The sequence below is a fragment of the Teredinibacter haidensis genome (assembly GCF_014211975.1).
Classification (GTDB): Bacteria; Pseudomonadota; Gammaproteobacteria; order Pseudomonadales; family Cellvibrionaceae; genus Teredinibacter; species Teredinibacter haidensis.
The window spans coordinates 1,302,009-1,328,167 of record NZ_CP060084.1 but is presented as its reverse complement, the minus strand read 5'-3'; the positions used below and the strand labels follow the sequence as shown (position 1 = coordinate 1,328,167).

Annotated in this window: 22 protein-coding genes; 3 read left to right on the top strand and 19 right to left on the bottom strand. The window is 41.6% G+C overall.

From position 1 onward, the window contains the following. Window positions 1-879 precede the first annotated feature (879 nt). Window positions 880-1,152, top strand: coding sequence for a type II toxin-antitoxin system Phd/YefM family antitoxin (locus tag H5715_RS05335; protein WP_075188191.1), 273 nt, complete (start codon window positions 880-882; stop codon window positions 1,150-1,152). Continuing rightward, a complete protein-coding gene (locus H5715_RS05330) occupies window positions 1,133-1,402 on the top strand; it encodes a Txe/YoeB family addiction module toxin (RefSeq protein WP_075188187.1) in 270 nt (89 codons plus the stop codon). The genes H5715_RS05335 and H5715_RS05330 overlap by 20 nt, the downstream gene beginning before the upstream one ends. Before the next feature lie 102 nt (window positions 1,403-1,504). On the opposite strand, the gene H5715_RS05325 is transcribed toward H5715_RS05330, so the two are convergent. The 15 genes from H5715_RS05325 to H5715_RS05255 all read right to left on the bottom strand — a co-directional run bounded on the left by H5715_RS05325 (window position 1,505) and on the right by H5715_RS05255 (window position 21,333). Further along, a complete protein-coding gene (locus tag H5715_RS05325) occupies window positions 1,505-1,930 on the bottom strand; it encodes a hypothetical protein (RefSeq protein WP_139309947.1) in 426 nt (141 codons plus the stop codon). Window positions 1,931-2,005: 75 nt separating this feature from the next. Further along, entirely contained in the window at window positions 2,006-2,638 is a 633-nt protein-coding gene (locus tag H5715_RS05320) for a DUF4145 domain-containing protein (protein WP_075188185.1), read from the bottom strand. 538 nt (window positions 2,639-3,176) lie between these two features. Beyond that, window positions 3,177-4,952, bottom strand: coding sequence for an ATP-dependent nuclease (locus tag H5715_RS05315; RefSeq protein WP_075188184.1), 1,776 nt, complete (start codon window positions 4,950-4,952; stop codon window positions 3,177-3,179). Window positions 4,953-5,076: 124 nt separating this feature from the next. Continuing rightward, a complete protein-coding gene (locus tag H5715_RS05310) occupies window positions 5,077-5,808 on the bottom strand; it encodes a hypothetical protein (protein ID WP_075188183.1) in 732 nt (243 codons plus the stop codon). 138 nt (window positions 5,809-5,946) lie between these two features. After that, window positions 5,947-6,444: a hypothetical protein gene (locus H5715_RS05305; RefSeq protein WP_075188182.1), complete on the bottom strand. Its 498-nt coding sequence runs from the start codon at window positions 6,442-6,444 to the stop codon at window positions 5,947-5,949. Between the two features lie 590 nt (window positions 6,445-7,034). After that, window positions 7,035-8,054, bottom strand: a complete 1,020-nt coding sequence (locus H5715_RS05300; RefSeq protein ID WP_075188181.1) for a ParA family protein — start codon at window positions 8,052-8,054, stop codon at window positions 7,035-7,037. A 2,225-nt stretch (window positions 8,055-10,279) separates the two neighbouring features. After that, complete coding sequence (locus H5715_RS05295; protein ID WP_175574238.1) at window positions 10,280-10,417, bottom strand: hypothetical protein; 138 nt, start codon at window positions 10,415-10,417, stop codon at window positions 10,280-10,282. Then, window positions 10,404-10,595 (bottom strand): hypothetical protein, encoded by a 192-nt coding sequence (locus H5715_RS05290; protein ID WP_075184714.1) that lies wholly within the window; start codon window positions 10,593-10,595, stop codon window positions 10,404-10,406. The genes H5715_RS05295 and H5715_RS05290 overlap by 14 nt, the downstream gene beginning before the upstream one ends. Next, entirely contained in the window at window positions 10,592-10,900 is a 309-nt protein-coding gene (locus tag H5715_RS05285) for a BrnT family toxin (protein ID WP_075184715.1), read from the bottom strand. Before H5715_RS05285 ends, H5715_RS05290 begins: the two co-directional genes overlap by 4 nt. Before the next feature lie 651 nt (window positions 10,901-11,551). Then, a complete protein-coding gene (locus H5715_RS05280; RefSeq protein WP_075187879.1) occupies window positions 11,552-11,857 on the bottom strand; it encodes an NIPSNAP family protein in 306 nt (101 codons plus the stop codon). A gap of 954 nt (window positions 11,858-12,811) precedes the next feature. Further along, a complete protein-coding gene (locus H5715_RS05275; RefSeq protein ID WP_139309712.1) occupies window positions 12,812-13,504 on the bottom strand; it encodes a hypothetical protein in 693 nt (230 codons plus the stop codon). 118 nt (window positions 13,505-13,622) lie between these two features. Continuing rightward, window positions 13,623-13,991 carry a hypothetical protein gene (locus H5715_RS05270; RefSeq protein WP_185906601.1) on the bottom strand — a complete coding sequence of 123 codons (369 nt, stop codon included), beginning with the start codon at window positions 13,989-13,991 and terminating at the stop codon, window positions 13,623-13,625. Window positions 13,992-17,334: 3,343 nt separating this feature from the next. After that, entirely contained in the window at window positions 17,335-17,658 is a 324-nt protein-coding gene (locus H5715_RS05265) for a hypothetical protein (protein ID WP_075186752.1), read from the bottom strand. Between the two features lie 1,045 nt (window positions 17,659-18,703). After that, window positions 18,704-19,093: a VOC family protein gene (locus H5715_RS05260; RefSeq protein WP_083608212.1), complete on the bottom strand. Its 390-nt coding sequence runs from the start codon at window positions 19,091-19,093 to the stop codon at window positions 18,704-18,706. A gap of 1,817 nt (window positions 19,094-20,910) precedes the next feature. Then, the gene (locus H5715_RS05255; protein ID WP_075188199.1) at window positions 20,911-21,333 is read right to left on the bottom strand and encodes a helix-turn-helix domain-containing protein; all 423 of its coding nucleotides are present in this window, start codon (window positions 21,331-21,333) and stop codon (window positions 20,911-20,913) included. Between the two features lie 130 nt (window positions 21,334-21,463). On the opposite strand from H5715_RS05255, the gene H5715_RS05250 reads away from it, so the two are divergent. Then, the gene (locus H5715_RS05250; RefSeq protein WP_075188200.1) at window positions 21,464-21,970 is read left to right on the top strand and encodes a DUF2938 domain-containing protein; all 507 of its coding nucleotides are present in this window, start codon (window positions 21,464-21,466) and stop codon (window positions 21,968-21,970) included. Window positions 21,971-22,539: 569 nt separating this feature from the next. On the opposite strand, the gene H5715_RS05245 is transcribed toward H5715_RS05250, so the two are convergent. The 4 genes from H5715_RS05245 to H5715_RS05230 form a co-directional block, all read right to left on the bottom strand. Further along, on the bottom strand, window positions 22,540-22,962 hold the full coding sequence (locus H5715_RS05245) for a lipocalin family protein (protein WP_185906600.1): 423 nt from the start codon (window positions 22,960-22,962) through the stop codon (window positions 22,540-22,542). Window positions 22,963-24,031: 1,069 nt separating this feature from the next. Next, window positions 24,032-24,451, bottom strand: coding sequence for a GNAT family acetyltransferase (locus tag H5715_RS05240; RefSeq protein WP_075186167.1), 420 nt, complete (start codon window positions 24,449-24,451; stop codon window positions 24,032-24,034). Window positions 24,452-24,956: 505 nt separating this feature from the next. Next, entirely contained in the window at window positions 24,957-25,478 is a 522-nt protein-coding gene (locus tag H5715_RS05235) for a YcxB family protein (protein ID WP_075186168.1), read from the bottom strand. A gap of 126 nt (window positions 25,479-25,604) precedes the next feature. Then, entirely contained in the window at window positions 25,605-26,039 is a 435-nt protein-coding gene (locus H5715_RS05230) for a hypothetical protein (RefSeq protein WP_075186169.1), read from the bottom strand. Window positions 26,040-26,159: the final 120 nt, after the last annotated feature.

Genomic DNA, 26,159 nt, shown 5'->3' with positions numbered 1-26,159 from the left:
AGCTTTGGTTAGACCCAACTATAACCTTGAGATAGCCAAAACAGAAGGTATAAAATTGACCCAAAACAACAAGTGATTATGGCAACCAACAGAAAGGAACGAACGGGAGGAATAAGCCGCAAGTTCCCTTTGCTAGGTAAAGCTTGGTTGCGCTTTTTTGCAACGAAGCTTTACCGGATTACCAAAACTGCCTCCTACGAAGCACGCTGTAAGCTACCAACGGTGGCTTACCTAAACTTGATGGAAGGTGACGAATTTAGGAACACCCTACCAAAACTTAAACACACACCAAACTTTTTTGAATAGACAAGTAACGTTTCGCTAAACGGCGCAGCTTGCTGCGTCCAGTGGAGGCCGTCTTTTGGCCGGAACGATGTTTAAGCAATTTGTTATAAGCGGAACCGTACCGAACTTTCTAGTGAGGACCACAATACCTTACTCAAAGACCCTTCTTCAATATTCTGACTTAGCCGACGCAAAGATGGTCGAAACGAAGTCAAATAACCACCAACAAATTATTTACTAAGCCAAACCATATTGTTGCTCTTTAACAATTTAGTTTGGCTGGTATAACTCGCACCGAGAACGAACACTCTTAACCTCAAACTATGGCGGCCGACAGGCGGCCTTTTAGCCTAAAAGTGGTTCCACGAAACCCTCAGGGGCCTCTGCGCTCAATTGAAACACGTAAAAACCTTACAACCAACTACGAGCGCTTATAACGCCGCTATAACCTGCGGCCAAAGTGGAGCTGGTTTTGGGCCATAATGGCCGTAGGCCATGCCCAAAGACCAGCGTAGCTTTGGACGTCAGGTTGATAGCCTTGTTAGGGCCTTACTGCTATACTTGTACCGAAACCCCGTACACTTGGTGTCAAATATGGATACAGTAAGCGTAAACCAGTTTAGAGATAAGCTAAAAACCTTTGTAGAACAAGTAGTTACAAACCATACGCCTCTCAAGGTAACCCGCAGAGCCGGAGAGGCATTTGTAATAATGAGTGCCGACGACTGGGAAAGAGAGCAAGAAACGCTCTACATTCTACAAAACAACAACCTAATGAAACAGATTGCTGACTCAATGGCAACTCACAACAAAAGCGCCGGCTATAGCCCTACCAGCGAGCAAATAAATGAGATCACTGGTATTTGAAGGTAAAACTTGGGAAACCTACGAAGCGCTTCGTGAAAAAGATAAAAAGTTACACAAAGCTCTTTGCAAACTTTTGAGAGAAATGCTCCGTGACGATCCAAGCAAAGGCATGGGAAAACCAGAGCAACTTAGACACAGCCTCGCGGGCTTTTGGTCAAAACGCATCTCCCAAAAAGATCGCCTAATTTATAAATACGATGAACATTCAATTTATATTTTTGCAATTGGTGGGCATTACGACGATCACTGAAATTGCGCAGCCCTAACGCCTCAAACACCGGCTTGGTGAAGTTGGCGACTTTTTTGGAACAAAAAAGGTGACAGCTTTGCCAAGTCCGCGTGCTTTGACTTGTTACATGCTGGCCAGGCACTCATTCAGAATATTGTTTAGTAGAACTTTATCTTGCTCTCCAGCCTTAATCAACATACTGTTTATTTTTTCTGCCAATGCACCCTTTAGCCATACGGGAACACCTTGCAAATCTTGCATGTATTGGAGCGCACAGTATGACCCCATATAGCCTCGGCACTTTACTACTTGAAAAGCTACCAAGGACTTACTTTTCCCATAATGATGCTCAACAAATGAATGCGCTAACATTACGCGCCAGTCATCAGGCTTTTCCTTCTTCGTACTCTCAATGAACGCATCCCACTGCTTATCACTAAGCTCTCTGGAAATGTTGGCTATTTCATCACATGGCCCCAAATACCAAAGATCCCATTCTTGATCGTGGTATTCATCCAATATCTTTTCTATGCGCTTTAGGTCACTCATCGTTTTGACATGTAACGCTCGCATTTGCGGCTGGCTTGGAGCGCAGCGGAAAGCCAGTCCGACAATATGCGCTTGTTAAGTGCTTTCTTTAGGCGCATCTCTTTTCGCTACCGCTTTGAGAGCGCCTTCTGGAAGTATGCTATAAAGCTCTGCAACTTTTTTAGGTTGAGAAATTCTAACCTCAACTATGAAGTTAATCATTTCAAATAAGCTCTGCGCAATGGCGGGATCATCATCAATTATAATCTCCCCCGGGTGAACTGAGTTATTTCCTACTACACGACAATAATCGAGTGCCTGCTGGACTTCGATTGGCAACCCCTTTTTAACCAAAGAAGCAATATCGTCGTTAATGTTTTTCCCCTTTTCGCCAAGCTCCACCATTAATTTTTGAAGAACTAACCTCAAAAGAGCTGCGCCCGCTTTAGGTGAACGAGCGACTATATCCCTTGCCTCTTCATAATCAGCTATACAGGATTCTGGTAAATCTTGGTGTGGCGGAGGCACTGGCGCTTCTGATGGGACTATCATTCGGCCTTCATACCAATAACAATCCTCCCAACAGTGGTTACAACGAGAGTACGTAAACCTGGTACCGCTGCCTTGACCACGGGTTATTAAACTTCCCCAGTTTTGCTTAGCAAAAACACCACATTTAATACAGTGAAACTGCTCTTCCTCGAATGTAGGTGGATAGTATTTACTCATTTTTGCTTCCTGTACGTACTAGCACTTAACGTTTTGCTAAACGGCGCAGCTTGCTGCGTCCAGTGGAGGCCGTCTTTTCGGCCGGAACGATGTTTAAGTAATTTGTTATAAGCGGAACCGCACTGAACCTGCTAGTGAGGACCACAATACCTTACTCAAAGACCCTTCTTCAATATTTTGACTTAGCCCACGCAAAGATGGTTGGAACGAAGTCAAACAACCAGCAACAAACCGATTGACTAAGCCAAGCTATATTGTTGCTCTTTAACAATTTAGCTTGGCTGGTATAACTCGCACCAAGAACGAACACTCTTAACCTCAAACTTTGGCGGCCGACAGGCGGCCTTTTAGCTTAAAATTTATTCCACAAAACTCTCAGAAAAACTCAGAGTTCAATTGAAACACGTAAAAGCATTACAACCAACTACGAGCGTTTATAACGCCCGCCATAAATGGCGGCTTTGTAGTTGATTGTTTTGTGGCAGTCTTTTTCGCCACAAAATCTAGCGACGGAAAAGACGTCCATTTGATGGCATTGTTAGGCTTGGGAACTATACATACTCCGAATTTTTGAAGTCATAGATTCACTAATGGTAAACCCATCGGAGTTTATATGATTTAACGCCACAAAAGGTTTACTGCTTCCCCCAGCAGGTAATCCAAGCTCCTCTTCAATATCGTTTGTTAAAACAATTGATGCACCAACATCACTGTTTATTTCATCTTCAATTTTCTGTGTAGATGTGTCGGCTGATGCAATGGCATCTTCGCTTTTATGAACCTGATGGTCTTGATCATAGACAGCCACATAAGGTATCAAGAACTTATTCATAAGTTTGACATATAGAGGAATATTATCTTTTGAGCCACAGTCGATTAGGGTGTATTCATATTTGAACACACCCATTTTTTTAGCCAGCAAAGGAATTACCGTTTTTTCAGTAGCACCTTCTAACAATACAACTTTACTCGCAAAAAATAGCTCGCCGCGATCAGGATTGATCCAATAAGATAGATTGAAATCTTTCTTTGAGTCTCCTTCAAATAAGTCCTCTGTACATTGCTTTACTTTGGTCTCGTCTGAATCGCTGTCCTTCGTAGCGATATATATTGATTTGTATCTCTCTACATCAATGAGACCGCTTGAATGAGTACATAGTATAACTTGGCTACCCGTTTCAGAGAGGCCAACGAAAGAATCAAACAGAGACCTTTGAGCTTGAGGGTGAAGGTAAAGCTCTGGCTCTTCAAAAATAAAGTATCTGGAATTAGAAACCTTACGACTTCCGCCACTTTCTTGATCTTCGTCTTCTGCCGCAGCCATTGCTCTTTTTGCAACTACTTGAATAAGTGCGACGGTTAATGCCCGCTGCAACCCATGCCCCTTTCTTTTAATATCAGTTCTTACCCCATCGTTAACCCAAACTTGTGTATTTGCTTTAAAAACACTCTCGATGTCTGGTGGGCTAACTTCTATATCTATTTCCGCCCCCCAAGAGATCAGTTCTTTAGTTAGCTCCTCTTCAAAATCCACTAATTGCTGGGGGCGATCTTCATTCTCGTTACCGTCTGAATCATTTTTATTAAGTGTCGAGAAAAGTTTTCCGAGTTTTTCTTTTGTTTCTTTCCAATCATTATTGTCCTCTGACATTAGTGCTACAACGTCAGCATACATTTTTCCAAAAACGCTAGAGTCCTTTGAAGTGAAATCGTCAGAAGCTTCTTTGACAGCGGGTATAAAATATACCTCGCCAAATATACCTTTAGCTACTGACTTAAGCCCCAAAAAGTTTGTTGTTTCTACTTCAAAGCTAAAATATATTTCCTCTCTATTTTCTTCGATATATTCAATTTGGGCATCAATTATATTCTGCTTTGTGATTCTACCAGCATCGGGAAGGAATGGATGAAATGGCAAGCTACTGGCTAACTCTCTTTTTGCATATGCAGATGCATTTGCTTCTTGAAGCCAATCTTCAACGGGGTTTTCAATGTAGCCACGATATTCAAAGCTCCCGCCTAAGAATGCAGATTTTCGGACTACAACCTTATTCTCAGAAGTGAGGTATTTTTTGAACGTTACCTTGTCTGCGTCATCTAGCTCACCAAATTGAAGCTCTACAAACAATTCCGTAGAGCCATGATGAAAATCAAGATCTTGGTGTTTTACTTCGCCAAAGAAGAATAAAACTGATGATAAAAGATTAGATTTACCGTGATTATTTTGACCGATTATCACCATTAAATCTTGAGCTTGAAGCTCTTGATCTTTTATTGATCTCCAGTTCTTTATTATAATTTTCTCAATTTTCACGATTCATCCTTGTAGGGAGCCTAACGCCGCCATAAGTTGCGGCTTTGGAGTTGTTTGATTTGTGGTAGCGTAGCGTTAAGCCACAGAGCAAACAACGGAAAAGACGTCAAACTTGATGGACTTGTTAGCTCTTTTTGACAGCATACTGAGCCAATGTATTTTTCCATAGCTTCTCAAATTCACTAACAAAGCTCTTAAAGCTAGCTTTTTCAGAATCCATTCTTGCTTCATCGATTGCATCCTCAGAGTTCCATATAGTGGTACGCTGCTCCTCTCTTTCGGTCGCTTCAGCTACTCCGTAAACAAAACCAGTACGAACATCGATTAAAACGCCAGATGTTGTTGATGAAACAAATGCTTTTTTATTGGGAAGAAACCCTAAGGTAATTGCAGATAACGGTCCAAGAGGTGTGCCTTCAACGTGAAATGCGGTATCTACAGAGTAAATAAGAATAAGGTCTGTTTTTAGACGTGCAGCCGATAACCTCAGATCTTTGATTGAATCTAAATTTGGTGGTAGCAGAAGCCTGCTTAAAGGAGCAACGCCACCCACCATTACTAAACTTGAAAGTTTTTCAAAGTCTGATTCATCCTCTATGTCCCTAGTCGTAACCACGCTATAACGGCCGTGACCATAACCATTGTTTGTTCTGGACGTATATCCAGAAGCCTGGACTCTGGCTACGGCTATTCGTGCAGGAAAAGAGCTTGCCGGTTCAACTTTCATTAACTCAGCGATATCATCATCAGTAAGGGCAGTGATATTTACCCCCGCAGCTGGAGTAGTGTAAGTCGCACAGCCTTGCATCATGACAACAAATAATGAAACTACTAACCCTAAAGAGATCCTATTCATTCTTATTAATACTCCATACTTTATTTTGAAAGCTAACGCCCGCAACACCGGACGGTTTGAGATGGCTGCGTTTTTGCGGCCTTTGTGCAAAAACGAAGACAGCTTAAAGCGGTCCGAGTGCTTGCTTTTGTTAAGTGGTTATTCTGGATAAGTAATATGTTTTTTAAAGTAACCCAAAGACACCATAAATAAAAATATAGATAGAACAAAAGTTAGGGTACCTAATACGGCGCTAGTCACTGCCAAACCAAAACCAGCATATAATTCTGCATTATAGATACTTAGGCCAGATTTCAAAATATATATACCGATAGGCCTATTCTCTTGGTTCGGATTCAATTGATATTTAAATGAATACTCACCATTTACTTTCGGAAGACCACCTGTGTAACTACTTTTATAACTATAGAAAGATATAACTTTATCTGCGCTTGAAGCCAGTACTACCCAACAATTGCAACGTCCTTTACCCCCTCTCCATGTTACAGACTTTACCTTACCATCAACCTCTAATACATCTGCACCATTAACATACCATGGAGCCCAGTCGAAGATGCCCTTAAACTGGGCATACGACATAAATAAAAGCGTGCAAGCAAAAATTATAATAAATAGATTTATAACTAACTTTTTCATACCTGTATTTTCTTAATTAATACCATTTTAAGCAGAAAAACATTTTCTCAGCGAGTGCCACTTAACGTTGTTATAAACTGCACTTTTTACGTAATGTAATGTTGTGCGATTATGCCGCAGGCATGCACAACATGGAATGCAGTAAAAAGTGTCAGGTTTGATGACTTTGTTATAGCAAAGCAGCGTTCATACCTACAAATTTTCCCCATTCCTCTAACAAAGCCTTTGCCGACAATAACGAACAGGCCGCCGCACGCCATTCCCCTCTAAACACTACCACTACTGACAAAAGCCGAGCAACAGCACAACATCCAAACTGGCAAAGACTCGTAGTTAAATACCACCAACGATAAAGAAACTACGTTAGCGATGTAGAATCTCGCAATTTACGATCCAACTGCTTGGCCAAGCCCCTACGAAGTAAGGTAAGGGATACTTGAGACTCACCTAAAAATGTAAAATGCTCAAGACCGCTATAACGCCCATGTAACCGCGCAGTTTTTTGCGGAGGCATTTTGCGATAAAATGTAGCGAAGCGAAATTCGCAAAAGGCCGTAGAAAAAAACTGTCCGGTTGACATGATTGTTAGGCTATAGCTTATTAACTAGCTCATTCATTGCGTCAATACAGTTTGTTAAATAGTCTGATTTTACCTGCACTTCCCTTCCTGGTAATTGGTGCTTACCTGCTCTTAAGCGGGTAAAGGGTATGCCCTGAGCAAATGCAACCACGCCCGTGGTCTGGAAATCTCGTATTTCTACGTTTGAATCTGAGACCGTTTTAAAGGTTGCCACTTCGGGATGCGACTTTAGTATATTTCCGATCATAGTATCAATTTCCAATAAAACTGCATGATAGGCAGATGCGGGGCCCATATATTGAGTTAGGCGGTTTTTCGGAAACAAATGGAACTTAGGTGGAATTCTTCCTGCTGCTTTTAACTGTGATGCAAAGTTATGCTGTGCATATGTCGCGGAAGGCAGTTGCAACCCTTGAACTAACGCTATTGCATTTTGTACAGCTCTTCTCGAAGAGTCATCAGCCATTACTGGCAATATCATTCGATCAGTTGCGGCTATACCGATCTGTGTATAAACCGAAAAGCTAGGATTAGCATCAACAAATAGATAATCATAATCATCATCTAGCTTATTAACTAAATCATTCAGCCAATCGATAATCTGTAACCACGTGTTCGTACCGGGTATTTGGGTATTCGCCAATGTAGTAATTGCATTTGACTGAAGTTCAACTAATGCATCACCTGCAATTAGATCAATGTTTTTTGAAATATTACGATTGAACTGGGACGGTTTGCAGATATATTGTTGGACGTTAATCGCGGGCATAGAATATGGAGATGGTAGCCGATCTTGGAAGTAGCCACCAATGCTACATCTTGGAATTTCATCTTGTAATTTTTGTAATTGAGCGCTTCCTTGACCAACTAAACCACCCAACAACAGCTCAGAAAGATTAGCTTGTGGGCATAGATCTACTACCAAAATACGCGCATTCGGATTTTTTTCCGCGAACATAGCAACCGACTGGAAAGCAAGACTAGTTTTTCCCGTTCCGCCTTTATTGTTCCAAAAAGAATACTTAATCATAATCACTTCCTATTTATTTACCCGCGATTAAAGAGCCTAACGCCGCAAACAGCTGCGGCTTTGTAGTGGATTGCTTTGTGGTAGCGTAGCGTAAACCACAAAGCAAGTAACGAAAAAGCCGTCAGACTGATTTGCTTTGTTAGGATCTACGCAGCTTAACAAAAATAAACGCAACTCCAGAAAATAAAATTATAAGTAGTGCCGCCAATGGCAAATACGCCATCCATTGAACTGGCAACCCCGACTGATCCGGAGGAAGAAGCCAGAGACTAGCGATTAAAAACAATGCCAATGAAGCACCGGAATAACCCGACTGCACAACAATACTGCTTGGTTTGACTAGGAGCTGAAAAGCCAACCAACATAAGTGTGGCGCGCTATAGAAAATTACGCCACCAGATAACGCAACTATAAAATCGCTGAATTCTTGCCGTGCGCCAAGCATCGCCACTACTACCGAAAAGGCAACAGGAATTAAAATATGAAAAACTGCGATCTTGATTACGATGAACTCCTAACGTTGTTATAAACTGCACTTTTTACGTAATGTAATGTTGTGCGATTATGCCGCAGGCATGCACAACATGGAATGCAGTAAAAAGTGTCAGGTTTGATGACTTTGTTATAGCAAGGCAGCGTTCATACCTACAAACCGTCCCCATTTCTCTAACAAAGCTATCGCCGACAATAACGACCAGACCGCCCCGCCCCATTACCCTCTAAACACTGCCACCACCGACAAAAGCTTAGCAACAGCACAACATCCAAACTTGAAAAGACTCGTAGTTAAATACCACCAACGATAAAGAAACTACGTTAGCGATGCCGAATCTCGCGATTTACGATCCAACTGCTTAACCAAGCCCCTACGAAGTAAGGTAAGGGATACTTGAGACTCACTTAAAAATGTAAAATACTAATGACCGCTATAACGTTTTGCTAAACGGCGCAGCTTGCTGCGTCCAGTGGAGGCCGTCTTTTGGCCGGAACGATGTTTAAGTAATTTGTTATAAGCGGAACCGTACCGAACCTTCTAGTGATTACCACAATACCTTACTCAAAGACCCTGCTTCAATATTTTTACTCAGCCCACGCAAAGACGGTTGGAACGAAGTCAAACAACCAGCAACAAACTGATTGACTAAGCCAAACTATATTGTTGTTCTTTAACAATTTAGTTTGGCTGGTATAACTTGCACCGAGAACGAACACTCTTAACCTCAAACTATGGCGGCCGACAGGCGGCCTTTTAGCCTAAAAGTGGTTCCACGAAACCCTCAGGGGCCTCAGCGCTCAATTGAAACACGTAAAAACCTTACAACCAACTACGAGCGCTTATAACGTTTTGCTAAACGGCGCAGCTTGCTGCGTCCAGTGGAGGCCGTCTTTTCGGCCGGAACGATGTTTAAGTAATTTGTTATAAGCGGAACCGTACCGAACTTTCTAGTGAGGACCACAATGCCTTACTCAAAGAGCCTTCTTCAATATTTTGACTTAGCCGACGCAAAGATGGTTGAAACGAAGTCAAACAACCACCAACAAATTATTTACAAAGACAATCTATATTGTTGTTCTTTAACAATTTAGCTTGGCTGGTATAACTCGCACCGGGAACGAACGCTCTTAACCTCAAATTATGGCGGCCGACAGGCGGCCCTTTAGCTTAAAAGTGATTACACAAAGCTCTCAGAAAAACTCAGAGTTCAATTGAAACACGTAAAAACTTTACAACCAACTACGAGCGCTTATAACGCCGAGCTCACCGGCGCATATTGCGGAGAGCGTTTTTATGTAAAATGGAGCACCGCGACATACATAAAAACGAGCGTAGCAATATGCGTCCGAGTGCAGCGATTTGTTATGAGCTGGGCGGCACTTACTTTCTACAGCGCTCTTTGTGGAGCGAACGCGGAACTTTAGTCAATTAAAAACCCAACCAGTTTAAACCACTAATCTTGTAATTCGCACCGACTTGATGGAGCCTTGAAGATGCGAGCTACTAATTTTCGTTTCGCAGTCGAACTTAAAACGTTGTACCAAGGAACGAATGGTTTTGCTATCTCTTTATACCAATATTTTCTATTGTAACCACGTGGCTACTTTCTTGCACCGAGTGAAACTATTTATTCTTTCTCGACGATTGCACTTACTAAACTGCGAACTCTCAAATTTTGACGGACTCTAGAACGATATACAAATTATTTAAACCCGCCATAACGCCGCAATCAGCCGCGTGTTTTTTGCGTCGGCTGCATTGCCTTGTTAGAGCTTTCTTTTTCAGCCAAAACTCTACCCCAGTTTGTTTTACTTTTTTCTTTTTTAAGCTCTTGAATATTCTTTGGCGATGATTTAGTCTTTTTCATTTGAAGATTTCCCTTTTCCTTGCTTGAATTCTTTAAGCTCTTTTTCAGTCAGATTTGGGAGATCCGGATCAGCTATTGTTTGCTCCATAATGTCCTTTTCTGAAGTTTCATTAAACCGCTTCACATCAGTTTTACTTTTCAGGTTTTTCAGCTCTTCTAGGCTATATTCTTTACTCATACGATTCTCCTCAATGCAAAAGTGCGAGTTTCGTATTCTTTCCTCTCTTTTCGTCCCGCTTTCCGCACAGAAATAATACGGATGACTTCTTTACCATCCTCTCGGACACGCTCCGTATAAACAACTAACAAGATACCAAAGCTCACCTTCCCTATGGTTTGGATTCGTTTTTCTCCATAATTGTTCCTTTCATCCGCTCGCTCTTGACGAAACGGATCCTCCCAAACGAAAGCTGCATCAATAAAGTCAATCCCTCTTTCTAAGAGAGTTTTATTTCTTTTTTCTTCATCCCAATCAAATAGCATAACTTCCTCCTTTATCGATATTTACGTGTGACTCTAACGCCGAGCTCACCGGCGCATATTGCGGAGAGCGTTTTTATGTAAAATGGAGCACCGCGACATACATAAAAACGAGCGTAGCAATATGCGTCCGAGTGCAGCGATTTGTTATGAGCTGGGTGGCACTTATTCTCTACAGCGCTCTTTGTGGAGCTTTAGCGAAACCAATACCCCGAAAAAAACCCAACCAGTTTAGACTACTTTTCTTACAATTCGCACCTTCTTGATGGAGCTTTGAAGATGCGAACTACCCATTTTTGTTTCGCAGCGGAATCTTACACGGTGAGCCAAGGAACGAATGGTTTTAGACTCACCTTATTTCAATACTTTCTATTGTGACCATTTCACTACTTTCTTGCACCGAGTGAAACTATTTATTCTTTCTCGACGATTGCACTTACTAAACTGCGAACTCTCAATTTAATAAATATTCTGGAACTACAACTAAATTATTTAAACCCGCCATAACGCCCAGCTCAGTTGCGTTTTGGTTGTAGTGGATATTTGCGCAACAATGGCCCTAGGCCATGCGCAAATAGGAGCGAAGACCAAAACGTCGACTGAAGCTGTTTGTTATGTTTTTTTGGCACTTCTTTCGTAGAATACATTTCCTATCTATTGAAACAGAGGCTTCATAAATGAGCGCTCAAAGCTCAAAAAGCATTTGGTCTCTTCATAATATTTCATCGCAGCTTGGCACTCTGAATCATCACTTGCTTGCTGACGATAAACTTCGTACTCAGCTAAACTTGGAAATGTAAATAGCGCAATAGCTACATTACTTGCCCCTTCATGAGGCAAGAAGTAACCATGATGATTACCTCCAAACTTTGCAACCAATGGAATCCAGAGTTTTGAATAATACTCAAACTCCTTTATCTTGAATGGATCTAACACATATTTCAAATAGCATGTGACCATTTATCTATTCCTTGTTGAAAACGCCAAAATTGTTTGCTGAACATAACGTTTTGCTAAACGGCGCAGCTTGCTGCGTCCAGTGGAGGCCGTCTTTTTGGCCGGAACGATGTTTAAGTAATTTGTTATAAGCGGAACCGTACCGAACTTTCTAGTGAGGACCACAATACCTTACTCGAATACCATACTTCAATATTTGGACTTAGCCCACGCGAAGATGGTTGGAACGGAGTCAAACAGCCAACAACAAACTGATTGACTAAGCCAAACTATATTGTTGTTCTTTAACAATTTAGTTTGGCTGGTATAACTCGCACCGAGAACGAACACTCTTAACCTCAAGCTATGGCGGCCGACAGGCGGCCTTTTAGCCTAAAAGAGGTTCCACAAAACTCTCAGAAAGCTCGTTACTCAATTGAAACACGTAAAAACATTACAACCAACCACGAGCGCTTATAACGTTTTGCTAAACGGCGCAGCTTGCTGCGTCCAGGGGAGGCCGTCTTTTGGCCGGAACGATGTTTAAGTAATTTGTTATAAGCGGAACCGCACAGAACCTGCTAGTGAGGACCACAATACCTTACTCAAAGAGCCTTCTTCAATATTTTGACTTAGCCGACGCAAAGATGGTCGAAACGAAGTCAAACAACCACCAACAAATTGTTTACTAAGCCAAGCTATATTGTTGCTCTTTAACAATTTAGTTTGGCTGGCATTACCCGCACCGGGAACGAACGCTCTTAACATCAAACTATGGCGGCCGACAGGCGGCCTTTTAGCTTAAAAGTTATTCCACAAAACTCTCAGAAAGCTCAGAGCTCAATTGAAAAACGTAAAAACTTTACAACCAACTACGAGCGCTTATAACGCCTTGCTCTGCTGTATTTTTGAAGTGAAGAATTTTGTGCTATTAAGCACAAAAGGCGCAACGGAAAAAATGTCAGCAGGAGCAACTTGTTAGATTTCATACGCGGACTTACTAACCGGATCAATTACTATTATCTTATTCCACTCTTTCGGCCTGATGGTACTATTGGAAATTTCAACGCCATTTCGACCATAACCTATATGATCAACAAGTAGCAGCCACCATTCACTATAATTATTTAGATAAGGCTGTATTTTTTCTGTCTTTTCGGCAATACACAGCCGTATATTCTCTAGTACGCCTGGAACTACCCAGCCCCCTAAATCAAAATCTGTGATGGCCCCAACCTCAAACGTGAATTCATGATCATCACTTGCTTCAGCAAGCTTTACTATAAGGCTGCCGCCAATATCAAATGTATATACCGAAGAGGTTGGGTTCTTTAAAAATGACTCTACATTTTCCTTTACCGCTAGTTTTACTTTTTTTATAGTTGGAAACGGTCTCTTTAAACTAATTATTCCCAAATAGCAGCTCAACCCCTTAACCTTACCAAACGATTTTAGGGAGCTATTTATACAGTCAACGATAGGAGTTGATTCCTGTTCTAAGCCTACTCTTTTTCCGTTTTTTGTGTGATTCTTGTTTAATCTTCTTACTTCAATTCCTACGCGGCTAGATATACTAAAATCTGGAGGGCAATTCCCATCAGGCTCAAACACTAGAGATCCATATCCCTGAAGAACAAAGTATTCTTTCGCCAATTTTTCGTCGATATTCATAATAAAATCTAACGCCTTGCTCAGCCGCAGCCAAACTGTAGCGCCTTTTTTGTGCGACAATGAGCGAAGCGGAAGCACAAAAAGGCGCGGAGGTTTGGATGTCGGCTGGAGAAAATTGTTATGCATCGCTCTCACATATTTCGGTGTACCCTTGAGGAAGGGTGTCTGTACTCTTATAGCCCAGCTCTATAGCATCTGGTAAATTTTGAGCTGAAATGGTATGAATATTAATATTGCTATCGCCAAGACCACATTGAGCTGCGACCGCAAGCCCTGTTATATAGCCACATGTTGAATTAATAACATCAATACCATGTTCAATTAAGGTTTGAGCAGTAACCTGAAATGAATTTCCTGTAGTTTCACACTGAATAGCCCCGCTATTTATGTAGACTTGTATGCTTTCTTCCTCGAGGGTGCCTGAACTTCCATTATCTTTACATGAGACTAGCAATAGCGAGACCAACATTATAATTATTGACTTCATAATCTATCCTTAAATGCATAACGTTTTGCTAAACGGCGCAGCTTGCTGCGTCCAGTGGAGGCCGTCTTTTGGCCGGAACGATGTTTAAGTAATTTGTTATAAGCAGAACCGTACCGAACTTTCTAGTGATTACCACAACACCTTACTCAAAGACGCTACTTCAATATTTTGACTTGGCCGACGCAAAGATGGTTGGAACGAAGTCAAACAACCAGCAACAAACTGATTTACAAAGCCAAACTATATTGTTGTTCTTTAACAATTTAGCTTGGCTGGCATAACTCGCACCGAGAACGAACACTCTTACTCTTAACCTCAAATTATGGCGGCCGACAGGCGGCCTTTCAGCTTGAAAGTGACTCCACAAAACTCTCAAAAAACTCAGTGCTCAATTGAAACACGTAAAAACCTTACAACTAACTACGAGCGCTTATAACGCCGAGCTCACCGGCGCATATTGCGGAGAGCGTTTTTATGTAAAATGGAGCACCGCGACATACATAAAAACGAGCGTAGCAATATGCGTCCGAGTGCAGCGATTTGTTATGAGCTGGGTGGCACTTATTCTCTACAGCGCTCTTTGTGGAGCTTTAGCGAAACCAATACCCCGAAAAAAACCCAACCAGTTTAGACTACTTTTCTTACAATTCGCACCTTCTTGATGGAGCTTTGAAGATGCGAACTACCCATTTTTGTTTCGCAGCGGAATCTTACACGGTGAGCCAAGGAACGAATGGTTTTAGACTCACCTTATTTCAATACTTTCTATTGTGACCATTTCACTACTTTCTTGCACCGAGTGAAACTATTTATTCTTTCTCGACGATTGCACTTACTAAACTGCGAACTCTCAATTTAATAAATATTCTGGAACTACAACTAAATTATTTAAACCCGCCATAACGTCGAGCTCACCGGCGCATATTGCGGAGAGCGTTTTTATGTAAAATGGAGCACAGCGACATACATAAAAACGAGCGTAGCAATATGCGTCCGAGTGCAGCGATTTGTTATGAGCTGGGTGGCACTTACTTTCTACAGCGCTCTTTGTGGAGCTTTAGCGAAACCAATACCCCAAAAAAACCCAACCAGTTTAAACTACTATTCTAACAATTCGCATTTTCTTGATGGAGCCTTGAAGATGCGAACTACCTGTTTCATTTCGCAGTGGGTTTTTAAACGGTGAACCAAGGAACGAATGGTTTTAGACTCACCTTATTCCAATACTTTCTATTGTAACCACTTCGCGACTTTCTTGCGCCGAGTGAAACCATTTGTTCTTTCTCGACGATTGCACTTACTAAACTGCGAGACCTCAAATTTTGACGAACTCTGAAACGATTTACAAATTATTTAAACCCGCTATAACGCCGAGCTCACCGGCGCATATTGCGGAGAGCGTTTTTATGTAAAATGGAGCACCGCGACATACATAAAAACGAGCGTAGCGATATGCGTCCGAGTGCAGCGATTTGTTATGAGCTGGGCGGCACTTACTTTCTACAGCGCTCTTTGTGGAGCGAACGCGGAACTTTAGTCAATTAAAAACCCAACCAGTTTAAACCACTAATCTTGTAATTCGCACCGACTTGATGGAGCCTTGAAGATGCGAGCTACTAATTTTCGTTTCGCAGTCGAACTTAAAACGTTGAACCAAGGAACGAATGGTTTTGCTATCTCTTTATACCAATATTTTCTATTGTAACCACGTGGCTACTTTCTTGTGCCGAGTGAAACTATTTGTTCTTTCTCGACGATGGCACTTACTAAACTGTGAACTCTCAAATTTTGACGAACTCTAGAACGATATACAAATTATTTAAACCCGCCATAACGCCGAGCTCACCGGCGCATATTGCGGAGAGCGTTTTTATGTAAAATGGAGCACCGCGACATACATAAAAACGAGCGTAGCGATATGCGTCCGAGTGCAGCGATTTGTTATGAGCTGGGTGGCACTTATTCTCTACAGCGCTCTTTGTGGAGCGAACGCGGAACTTTAGCCAATTAAAAACCCAACCAGTTTAAACTACTATTCTTACAATTCTCACCTTTTTTGATGGAGCCCTGAAGATGCGAACTACCCATTTTTGTTTCGCAGTGGAATCTTAAACGGTAAACCAAGTAGCGAACAGTTTAAGATTCACCTTATTTCAATACTTTTTATTGTGACCACTTCGCTAGATTCTTGTGCCGGGTGAAACTATTTATTCTTTCTCCACGATTGCACTTACTAAACTGCGAACTCTCAATTTAATAAAAATTCTGGAACGACAACTAAATTATTTAAACCCGCCATAACGCCGAGCTCACCGGCGCATATTGCGGAGAGCGTTTTTATGTAAAATGGAGCACCGCGACATACATAAAAACGAGCGTAGCAATATGCGTCCGAGTGCAGCGATTTGTTATGAGCTGGGTGGCACTTATTCTCTACAGCGCTCTTTGTGGAGCTTTAGCGAAACCAATACCCCAAAAAACCCAACCAGTTTAAACTACTATTCTAACAATTCGCACGTTCTTGATGGAGCCTTGAAGATGCGAACTACCCATTTTTGTTTCGCAGTGAAACCTAAAACGTTGAACCAAGGAACGAATGGTTTTGCTCTCACCTTATTCCAAAGCTTTCTATTGTAACCACTTGGCTACTTTCTTGTGCCGAGTGAAACTATTTGTTCTTTCTCGACGATGGCACTTACTAAACTGCGAACTCTCAAATTTTGACGAGCTCTAGAACGATACAAAAATTATTTAAACCCGCCATAACGCCCCAAGCAGAGGCTTACTTTGCGTTTTGGAGCGAAGCGACGGCAAAGTAAGTCCTGCTGACTTGGTTTGTTACTTGTACCAAACACCTACTCACTTTGAACTACGCTGTTACGCCAATTGCTGTATTTGTTTAAAAAGCCTGAAGCTTTGGTTAGACCCAACTATAACCGTGGGATAGCCAAAACAGAAGGCATAAAATTGACCCAAAACAACAAGTGATTATGGCAACCAACAGAAAGGAACGAACGGGAGGAATAAGCCGCAATTTCCCTTTGCTAGGTAAAGCTTGGTTGCGCTTTTTTGCAACGAAGCTTTACCGGATTACCAAATCTGCATTTTACGAAGCACGTTGTAAGCGACCAAAGGTTGGTTACCTAAACTTGATGGAGGGTGACGAATTTAGGAACACCCTACTGAAACTTAACTACACACCAAACTTTTTAGATTAGACAAGTAACGCCGCCATATGCGGCAAATTTGGAGTTGATTGTTTTGTGGAAGCGTAGCGTTAAGCCACAAAACAAGCGACGGAAAATTTGTCCAGCCAGCTTGCTGGCGATGCATGATGGCCTTGTTAAGAGACTGGCCCTTCAATGTGGAGCCAACCCTGCTGCTCACAATAGCTTGCAAAATTCTGGTAATTTGCATTTACCCACATTTCTTCTGGATGGTCATGAAAGCCCACAATACCTATATTTCCATCCTGAACTTCAAAGTTAATACAACTTCGTATGCCTTTCTGAGTTAGCTTACCTTGCTCCGAAAAATCGGTAATCAACTGGTTATCCAAGAGAACTCTCGGGTCAGTAGCAACCTCAATAGCGCGCAAACAAATACTGCGATAGTTCTTCGGCAATACAGGAATGAGTTTAAATGTTTTTGCACGCTTCCAGAGCATGTTGCCTCATAACGCCCCAAGCAGAGGCTTACTTTGCGTTTTGGAGCGAAGCGACGGCAAAGTAAGTCCTACTGACTTGGTTTGTTACTTGTACCAAACACTTACTCGCTTTGAACTACGCTGTTACGCCAATTGCTTTATTTGTTTAAAAAGCCTGAAGCTTTGGTTAGACCCAACTATAACCGTGGGATAGCCAAAACAGAAGGCATAAAATTGACCCAAAACAACAAGTGATTATGGCAACCAACAGAAAGGAACGAACGGGAGGAATTAGCCGCAATTTCCCTTTGCTAGGTAAAGCTTGGTTGCGCTTTTTTGCAACGAAGCTTTACCGGATTACCAAATCTACCTCTTACGAAGCACGTTGTAAGCGACCAAAGGTGGCTTACCTAAACTTGATGGAGCCTGACGAATTTAGGAACACCCTACCAAAACTTAAATACACACCAAACTTTTTTGAATAGACAAGTAACGCCGAGCTCACCGGCGCATATTGCGGAGAGCGTTTTTATGTAAAATGGAGCACCGCGACATACATAAAAACGAGCGTAGCAATATGCGTCCGAGTGCAGCGATTTGTTATGAGCTGGGTGGCACTTATTCTCTACAGCGCTCTTTGTGGAGCAAACGCGGAACTTTAGCCTATTAAAAACCCAACCAGTTTAAACTACTATTATTTTAGTTCGTACCTTCTTGATGGAGCTTTGAAGATGCGAACTACCCATTTTTGTTTCGCAGTGGAATCTTAAACCGTGAGCCAAGGAACGAATGGTTTTAGACTCACCTTATTCCAATACTTTCTATTGTAACCACTTCACTACATTCTTGTGCCGAGTGAAACTATTTGTTCTTTCTCGACGTTTGCACTTACTAAACTGCGAGTTCTCAAATTGGACAGTATTCTGGAACGATATACAAATTATTTAAACCCGCCATAACGCTTTGCTCACCTGCACATACTGCGGAGAGCGTTTTTGTGTAAAATGGAGCGCAGCGAAAGACACAAAAACGAGCGGAGCAGTATGTGTCAGCGTGCAGCAATTTGTTATGAATTTACATCGAATGGCTCTCCAAACTCGATTATATGGCCATCTGGATCATAGAACCTGAATACTTTTTGCCCCCATGCCTGCTTTTCAACACCATGAATTACTTTTACGATTTTCCCAATCTTGGAGAAAATCTGCTCCAAGTTTTCTACTTCAAAGTAGATTAATATATTTTTTTTACCCTGCATTGACGGAGGGGCACTTTTTTCTCGTTTGAATACTGTACTGGTGATACTATCTGCACAATGCAGTACCAGATTATTGCCAAAAAACACTATATCTCCAAGATCTTTCTCAACCTGTACACCCAATATACTTTCATAGAAGTTTTTTGATAGTTTTATATCCGAGCAGAAGACAATAGTGTTTATAAATTTTATGCCCATACAGATTTCTCAGCTACACCCCTCGGAGCCTCTGGATTCATAACGTTTTGCTAAACGGCGCAGCTTGCTGCGTCCAGTGGAGGCCGTATTTTGGCCGGAACGATGTTTAAGTAATTTGTTATAAGCGGAATCGCACCGAACTTCCTAGTGATTACCACAACACCTTACTCAAAGACGCTACTTCAATATTTTGACTTGGCCGACGCAAAGATGGTTGGAACGAAGCCAAACAACGAGCAACAAACTGGTTGACTAAGCCAAATTATATTGTTGCTCTTTAACAATTTAGTTTGGCTGGTATAACTTGCACCGAGAACGAACACTCTTAACCTCAAGCTATGGCGGCCGACAGGCGGCCTTTTAACTTAAAGGTGATTCAACAAAACTCTCAGAAAAACTCAGAGTTCAATTGAAACACGTAAAAATTTTACAACCAACTACGAGCGCCTTATAACGCCTTGCTAAGGGGCAACCGAAACGCAGTGTAGGTTGTCCCGCGGAGGCCGCGCCTTTTGCGGCCGGAGTGTACTTGAGCAATTTGTTATGTGCTTATTGCTCGGGATTAATTTGTATATATGTATCCGAAGGAACACTGATGGCAATACCATACTCTGATTTTTCATATTGCGTTGGCTCGCAACACTCAGGATTCAGTATTTCTATACTGAGAGGAACCACTTGGTTACGTATTGAGACAATGTTTCTATTTGGCTTACCAAGCTCACCCCAGAAGCATACAAAGACATTGCTATCGGTTCTACACTTTAGCCAAGACACTTCCTTATCTACAGAGTAATGGTCATTGATTATTTCGGCTATTACTATTTCCAATACTAACTCCATGCTTTGGTGTATATGACACATAACGTTTTGCTAAACGGCGCAGCTTGCTGCGTCCAGTGGAGGCCGTCTTTTTGGCCGGAACGATGTTTAAGTAATTTGTTATAAGCGGAACCGTACCGAACCTTCTAGTGAGGACCACAATACCTTACTCGAATACCATACTTCAATATTTGGACTTAGCCCACGCGAAGATGGTTGGAACGGAGTCAAACAGCCAACAACAAACTGATTGACTAAGCCAAACTATATTGTTGCTCTTTAACAATATAGTTTGGCTGGTATAACTCGCACCGAGAACGAACACTCTTAACCTCAAACTATGGCGGCCGACAGGCGGCCTTTTAGCTTAAAAGTTATTCCTCAAAAATCTCAGAAAGCTCAGTGCTCAATTGAAAAACGTAAAAACTTTACAACCAACTACGAGCGCTTATAACGTTTTGCTAAACGGCGCAGCTTGCTGCGTCCAGTGGAGGCCGTCTTTTTGGCCGGAACGATGTTTAAGCAATTTGTTATAAGCGGAACCGTACCGAACTTTCTAGTGAGGACCACAATACCTTACTCGAATACCATACTTCAATATTTGGACTTAGCCCACGCGAAGATGGTTGGAACGGAGTCAAACAGCCAACAACAAACTGATTTACTAAGCCAAACTATATTGTTGTTCTTTAACAATTTAGTTTGGCTGGTATAACTCGCACCGAGAACGAACACTCTTAACATCAAACTATGGCGGCCGACAGGCTGCCTTTTAGCCCAAAAAGTGGTTCCACGAAACCCTCAGGCGCCTCTGCGCTCAATTGAAAAACGTAAAAAACCTTACAACCAAATACGAGCGCTTATAACGCTTACATAAGCGGAAAATGATAGTTGGCTATAATGTTTGAGGAACGAAAACAGCCAACTGTAATTTTTCCGTTTGATGTTCTTGTTAGCAGTCGTGATACTCTTTCATCATATCCATTAAATTCACTTCAACTCTTTTTATTTAACACTCTTATTTGACGATTAGCAAGACGAAGCATTTGATTAAACTTTGGGCATTCAAAATGATTTGGCTCAGGACAACTTGCCGCATGTCGCAGACCATCACGCATTGTACTTAAATGCATAATCTTTTGCTCTAACTCATCCGCTTTATTTGATAATTGTTGTCTATTTATTTTTGCAATACCATCGCGAGAAAACATCGTATTGATTTCTTCTAACGACATACCTGCAAGTCGCCCCAATGAAATCAAGGATAATCGATGCAGTACACTGACATCAAACATACGCCGCAACCCATGTCGGCCAACTGATTTAATTAAGCCTTTTTCTTCATAATAACGCAAAGTTGATGCAGGCAATCCCGCGCGTTTTACTACTTCGCCAATATCTAAGGATTTTTTTAACATTTACACTTGACCTCAAGTTAACTTGAAGTGTAATCATAGCGAACTAACACTGAAACACCAAATTAAAGCAAGTTTTGATATCAGCTGTAAATTTAACTTTTTATAACAAAATTTAAGAGAGAATTATTTAATGAATGATGAATTATTATTTAGACTGTTTACCAGTTCTGTCATTATTGGCACTGGTGCAACCTTGGTAATGGATCTTTGGGGCATTCTATTACAGCGTATTTTGGGTATTGTTCCACTTAATTATGCTTTGGTCGGTCGCTGGTTAGCAAATATACCTAGAGGTGCATTTTGTCATGAAAATATCAGTATGGTGAAGCCAGTTGCGTTAGAGTCAGTAATCGGTTGGGTATCACACTATTTGATCGGCATTACATTTGCGGCAGCACTAATAATATTTACCGGAAATAAATGGTTGATTGAGCCATCTATAGTGCCTGCGATAACATTTGGCGCATTAACCGTAGCTTTTCCCTTTTTTATAATACAGCCTTGCTTTGGTTTCGGTATTGCCGCAGCCAAGACCCCTAAGCCAAATGTGGCTCGCTTTCGCAGTTTATTAACTCATCTAGTCTTTGGCTTAGGCCTCTATTTCACTGCCATAATCAATCTATTGTTTTTGGAGTAATAAGTAAAAGCATGACGTTAATTAATTGTGAAGAGAAAACGAATGAGTCAAACTCACAAAAATCTAACTGTAAATATTGACTATAAAAGACTGCTAACGCCTACAAACAAGTGCGGCTTTGTAGTGGAGGCGAAGCCGCAACGCAAAAGACGTCACCTTGATTTGTATTGTTATTAGCGGTGGACACAGTTCACTAGAACCACTCGCGAAGCGCTAGCGCAGCCAATTGCCGAAAACTAGGCCAAACGAACAATAGCGCTCTCTACCCACAAACCAAAACCTTAACACCGGTAACCCACGCCGCGAAGCATAATGTACCAGCAACCAATTACTTTACTATGGCACCAGAACGACACTGGCGAGATACATTTTTTCTTCGTAGCTCTATGCCGGATTCCTATCTACGAAGTACGTTTTCTACATACTTCAAATTAAACCAATTCCTAAACTGCTCAATAACGCCGCTATAAATTGCCACCGAAGTGGAGTGACGTTTTGTGTGATAATTTGCGAAGAAAATACACCAAACGGCGCGTAGCTTCGGTGGTCAATTTGATAGCTTTGTTAGGCTAACGAATTTTTACTGACTCATACAGCTTTCCATTACAATCCCCAATAACATCATCACAATTAGCTAGAACAGCTCTGTACTTGCTATAAGACGCTGTTAACTCCAAATATTCATACAAGTCTACATACTCAACTTCAGTTTCAGAAACTGTCAGCGTATGCTCTACAACATACCTCCCATCACACTCCCACACCCCAGACTCTTTCTGTGATTCATCTACAACGCCATCAGCAAAGTTAAATACCATTTCAAATGTTCCATCTTTATTAAAGGTGGATTGAAACGTTTTCTGGGATTGTATGCTGTACTCAAAACTACTACCAACCCAAGTACCGACTAAGTATTCACAATTCAACTCTTCTTCTGCCGAAGCGTATGCACCAACAAAGATTACCAAAAATATAGCGGATAATAATTTCATGAAATTTACGCCTAACGCCGCAAACAGCTGCGGCTTTGTAGTGGATTGCTTTGTGGTAGCGTAGCGTAAACCACAAAGCAAGTAGCGAAAAATCCGTCAGACTGATTTGCTTTGTTAGGATCTACGCAGCTTAACAAAAATAAACGCAACTCCAGAAAATAAAATTATAAGTAGTGCCGCCAATGGCAAATACGCCATCCATTGAACTGGCAACCCCGACTGATCCGGAGGAAGAAGCCAGAGACTAGCGATTAAAAACAATGCAAATGAAGCACCGGAATAACCCGACTGCACAACAATACTGCTTGGTTTGACTAGGAGCTGAAAAGCCAACCAACATAAGTGTGGCGCGCTATAGAAAATTACGCCACCAGATAACGCAACTATAAAATCGCTGAATTCTTGCCGTGCGCCAAGCATCGCCACTACTACCGAAAAGGCAACAGGAATTAAAATATGAAAAACTGCGATCTTGATTACGATGAACTCCTAACGCCGAGCTCACCGGCGCATATTGCGGAGAGCGTTTTTATGTAAAATGGAGCACCGCGACATACATAAAAACGAGCGTAGCAATATGCGTCCGAGTGCAGCGATTTGTTATGAGCTGGGTGGCACTTACTTTCTACAGCGCTCTTTGTGGAGCAAACGCGGAACTTTAGCCTATTAAAAACCCAACCAGTTTAAACTACTATTATTTTAGTTCGTACCTTCTTGATGAAGCCTTGAAGATGCGAGTCACCCACTTTTGTTTCGCAGTGAAATCTTAAACGGTGAACCAAGGAGCGAATGGTTTTGCTCTCACCTTATTCCAATGCTTTCTATTGTGACCACTTGGCTACTTTCTTGTGCCGAGTGAAACTATTTGTTCTTTCTCGACGATGGCACTTACTAAACTGCGAACTCTCAAATTTTGACGAACTCTAGAACGATATACAAATTATTTAAACCCGCCATAACGCCCGGCTAAGCCGCCGGAACGGAGTTGATTGTTTTGTGCGAGCGTAGCGGAAAAGCACAAAACGAGCAACGTAGTGGAGGTCGGCTTGAGCCGTTTGTTAACACCTGGCTATGAAACATGTTCAAGGCGCTTTCCTAGACCAACGACATTATCGTTGCCATAACCAATTGCAGCATAGAATGCGATAACTGCTTCATTCGTGGTGCGTACCTGCAAGTTGATTTTAGGGCACCCTTTATCTTTAATTCGCAACTCTACTGCCTGCATAATAGACTGTCCATAGCCTTTGCGTTGTTCCGAAGGCTTAACAGCTAGATAATTAATCCAGCCTCGATGACCTTCATAACCACCCATTACAGTTGCTACTATTCCATTTTCATTGGTGCCAACCAGAAAAAGATCAGGGTCAACTTTAAGCTTTCGCTCTATATCTCTGGTTGGATTATTTTGTGGCACAACTAAGCCGCATTCTTCCCAAAGTAAAATGACGGAATCTTGATCTTCTTCGTTGTATACGCGTACTTTCATATGAGTGTTAACGTTTTGCTAAACGGCGCAGCTTGCTGCGTCCAGTGGAGGCCGTCTTTTTGGCCGGAACGATGTTTAAGCAATTTGTTATAAGCGGAACCGCACCGAACTCCCTAGTGAGTACCACAATACCTTACTCAAAGACCCTACTTCAATATTTTGGCTTAGCCGACGCAAAGATGGTTGAAACGAAGCCAAACAACCACCAACAAATTATTTACTAAGCCAAGCTATATTGTTGCTCTTTAACCATTTAGCTTGGCTGGCATAACTCGCACCGAGAACGAACACTCTTAACCTCAAATTATGGCGGCCGACAGGCGGCCTTTTAGCCTAAAAGTGACTCCACAAAACTCTCAGAAAACTCAGTGCTCAATTGAAACACGTAAAAACCTTACAACTAACTACGAGCGCTTATAACGCCTTTGTCATTTGCGTTTTGGTTGAAGTGGAGTTTTGGAGTAAAGTGGCGTAGCCACCCCAAAACGGAGCGTAGACCAAAACGTCAAATGGACAAACTTGTTACATTTATTTTTGCACTAACATATTCATAGAATTTATCGGGATCTTCAATTTGAGACACCGGAAATATATACGCATATGCGTTATCTAAAAACAGATAGATTGCATCGTTTGTTTTAGCCACGCGCTTAATGACACTCCAATTATGTTTAGCGGTATATCCAGAACCTTCGCTATGGATCGCGCTTTCGTCAAATTTGAAGCGATGCTCACCAATAAAGCTTCCCTTGTCAGAAGGTGCACACAATTTTTTAAATTTGATACCTGTTAGAATAAGCTGTGCATATATGAACACAAAGAAAAAAGACACAATCCCCGCTGTTGCCCAGCTGAATTCACTTTTACTCTGAAAAAACGAAAAAAACACGATGGCTATCCCGAACCACGAAACAAAATTAAACCAAAGGGTTTCATACCACATCTTTTTCGATTTACAGAGGTCTTTCTCCAAGTACGACTGAAACTTCTTCCAATCTTCTTTTTCGTATCTAAAAGTTTGCTCCATACTTCCTCTTAAATGTAACGTTTTGCTCACCTGCACATACTGCGGAGAGCGTTTTTGTGGAATAATGGAGCGCAGCGACAGACACAAAAACGAGCGTAGCAGTATGTGTCAGCGTGCAGCAACTTGTTAGGGCTTTGCCCATGTGGTAGCCGAGAGAGCCTTCTGAACAAAACTATCCAACTCAGGGAAGCTCTCCTTCCTAGACTCATTTTTTATAAGAAACACAAAGTCACGAGAATATGCCAACCAACTACGTTCCCACACGCCTTCGTAAAGATTAAACTTTTTAGTAACCGATGAAAGCTTAAACTCGCCAACACTTAGATACTCACTCCTTTCCACTTTTTTTACCACTTCTTCAAATGTCGCATTTTCAGGCATTCTAAATGGGCTTAATGTAATCAATTCCCCTGACGTTACTTCTTCAAAAATGATAGATAGTTCCGTACGCTTTACAGAAAAACCACTTTCTGTCTCTACTTCAAATTGTCCAACAGGCGCCTTTTCTGCAAAAGCGCATAAGGAAAAATATAATCCTATAAACAGTAAAATTGACTTCATGTATTTTGAGCCCTAACGTTGTTATAAACTGCACTTTTTATGTAATGGAATGTTGTGCAATTATGCCGCAGGCATGCACAACATGGAATGCAGTAAAAAGTGTCAGGTTTGATGACTTTG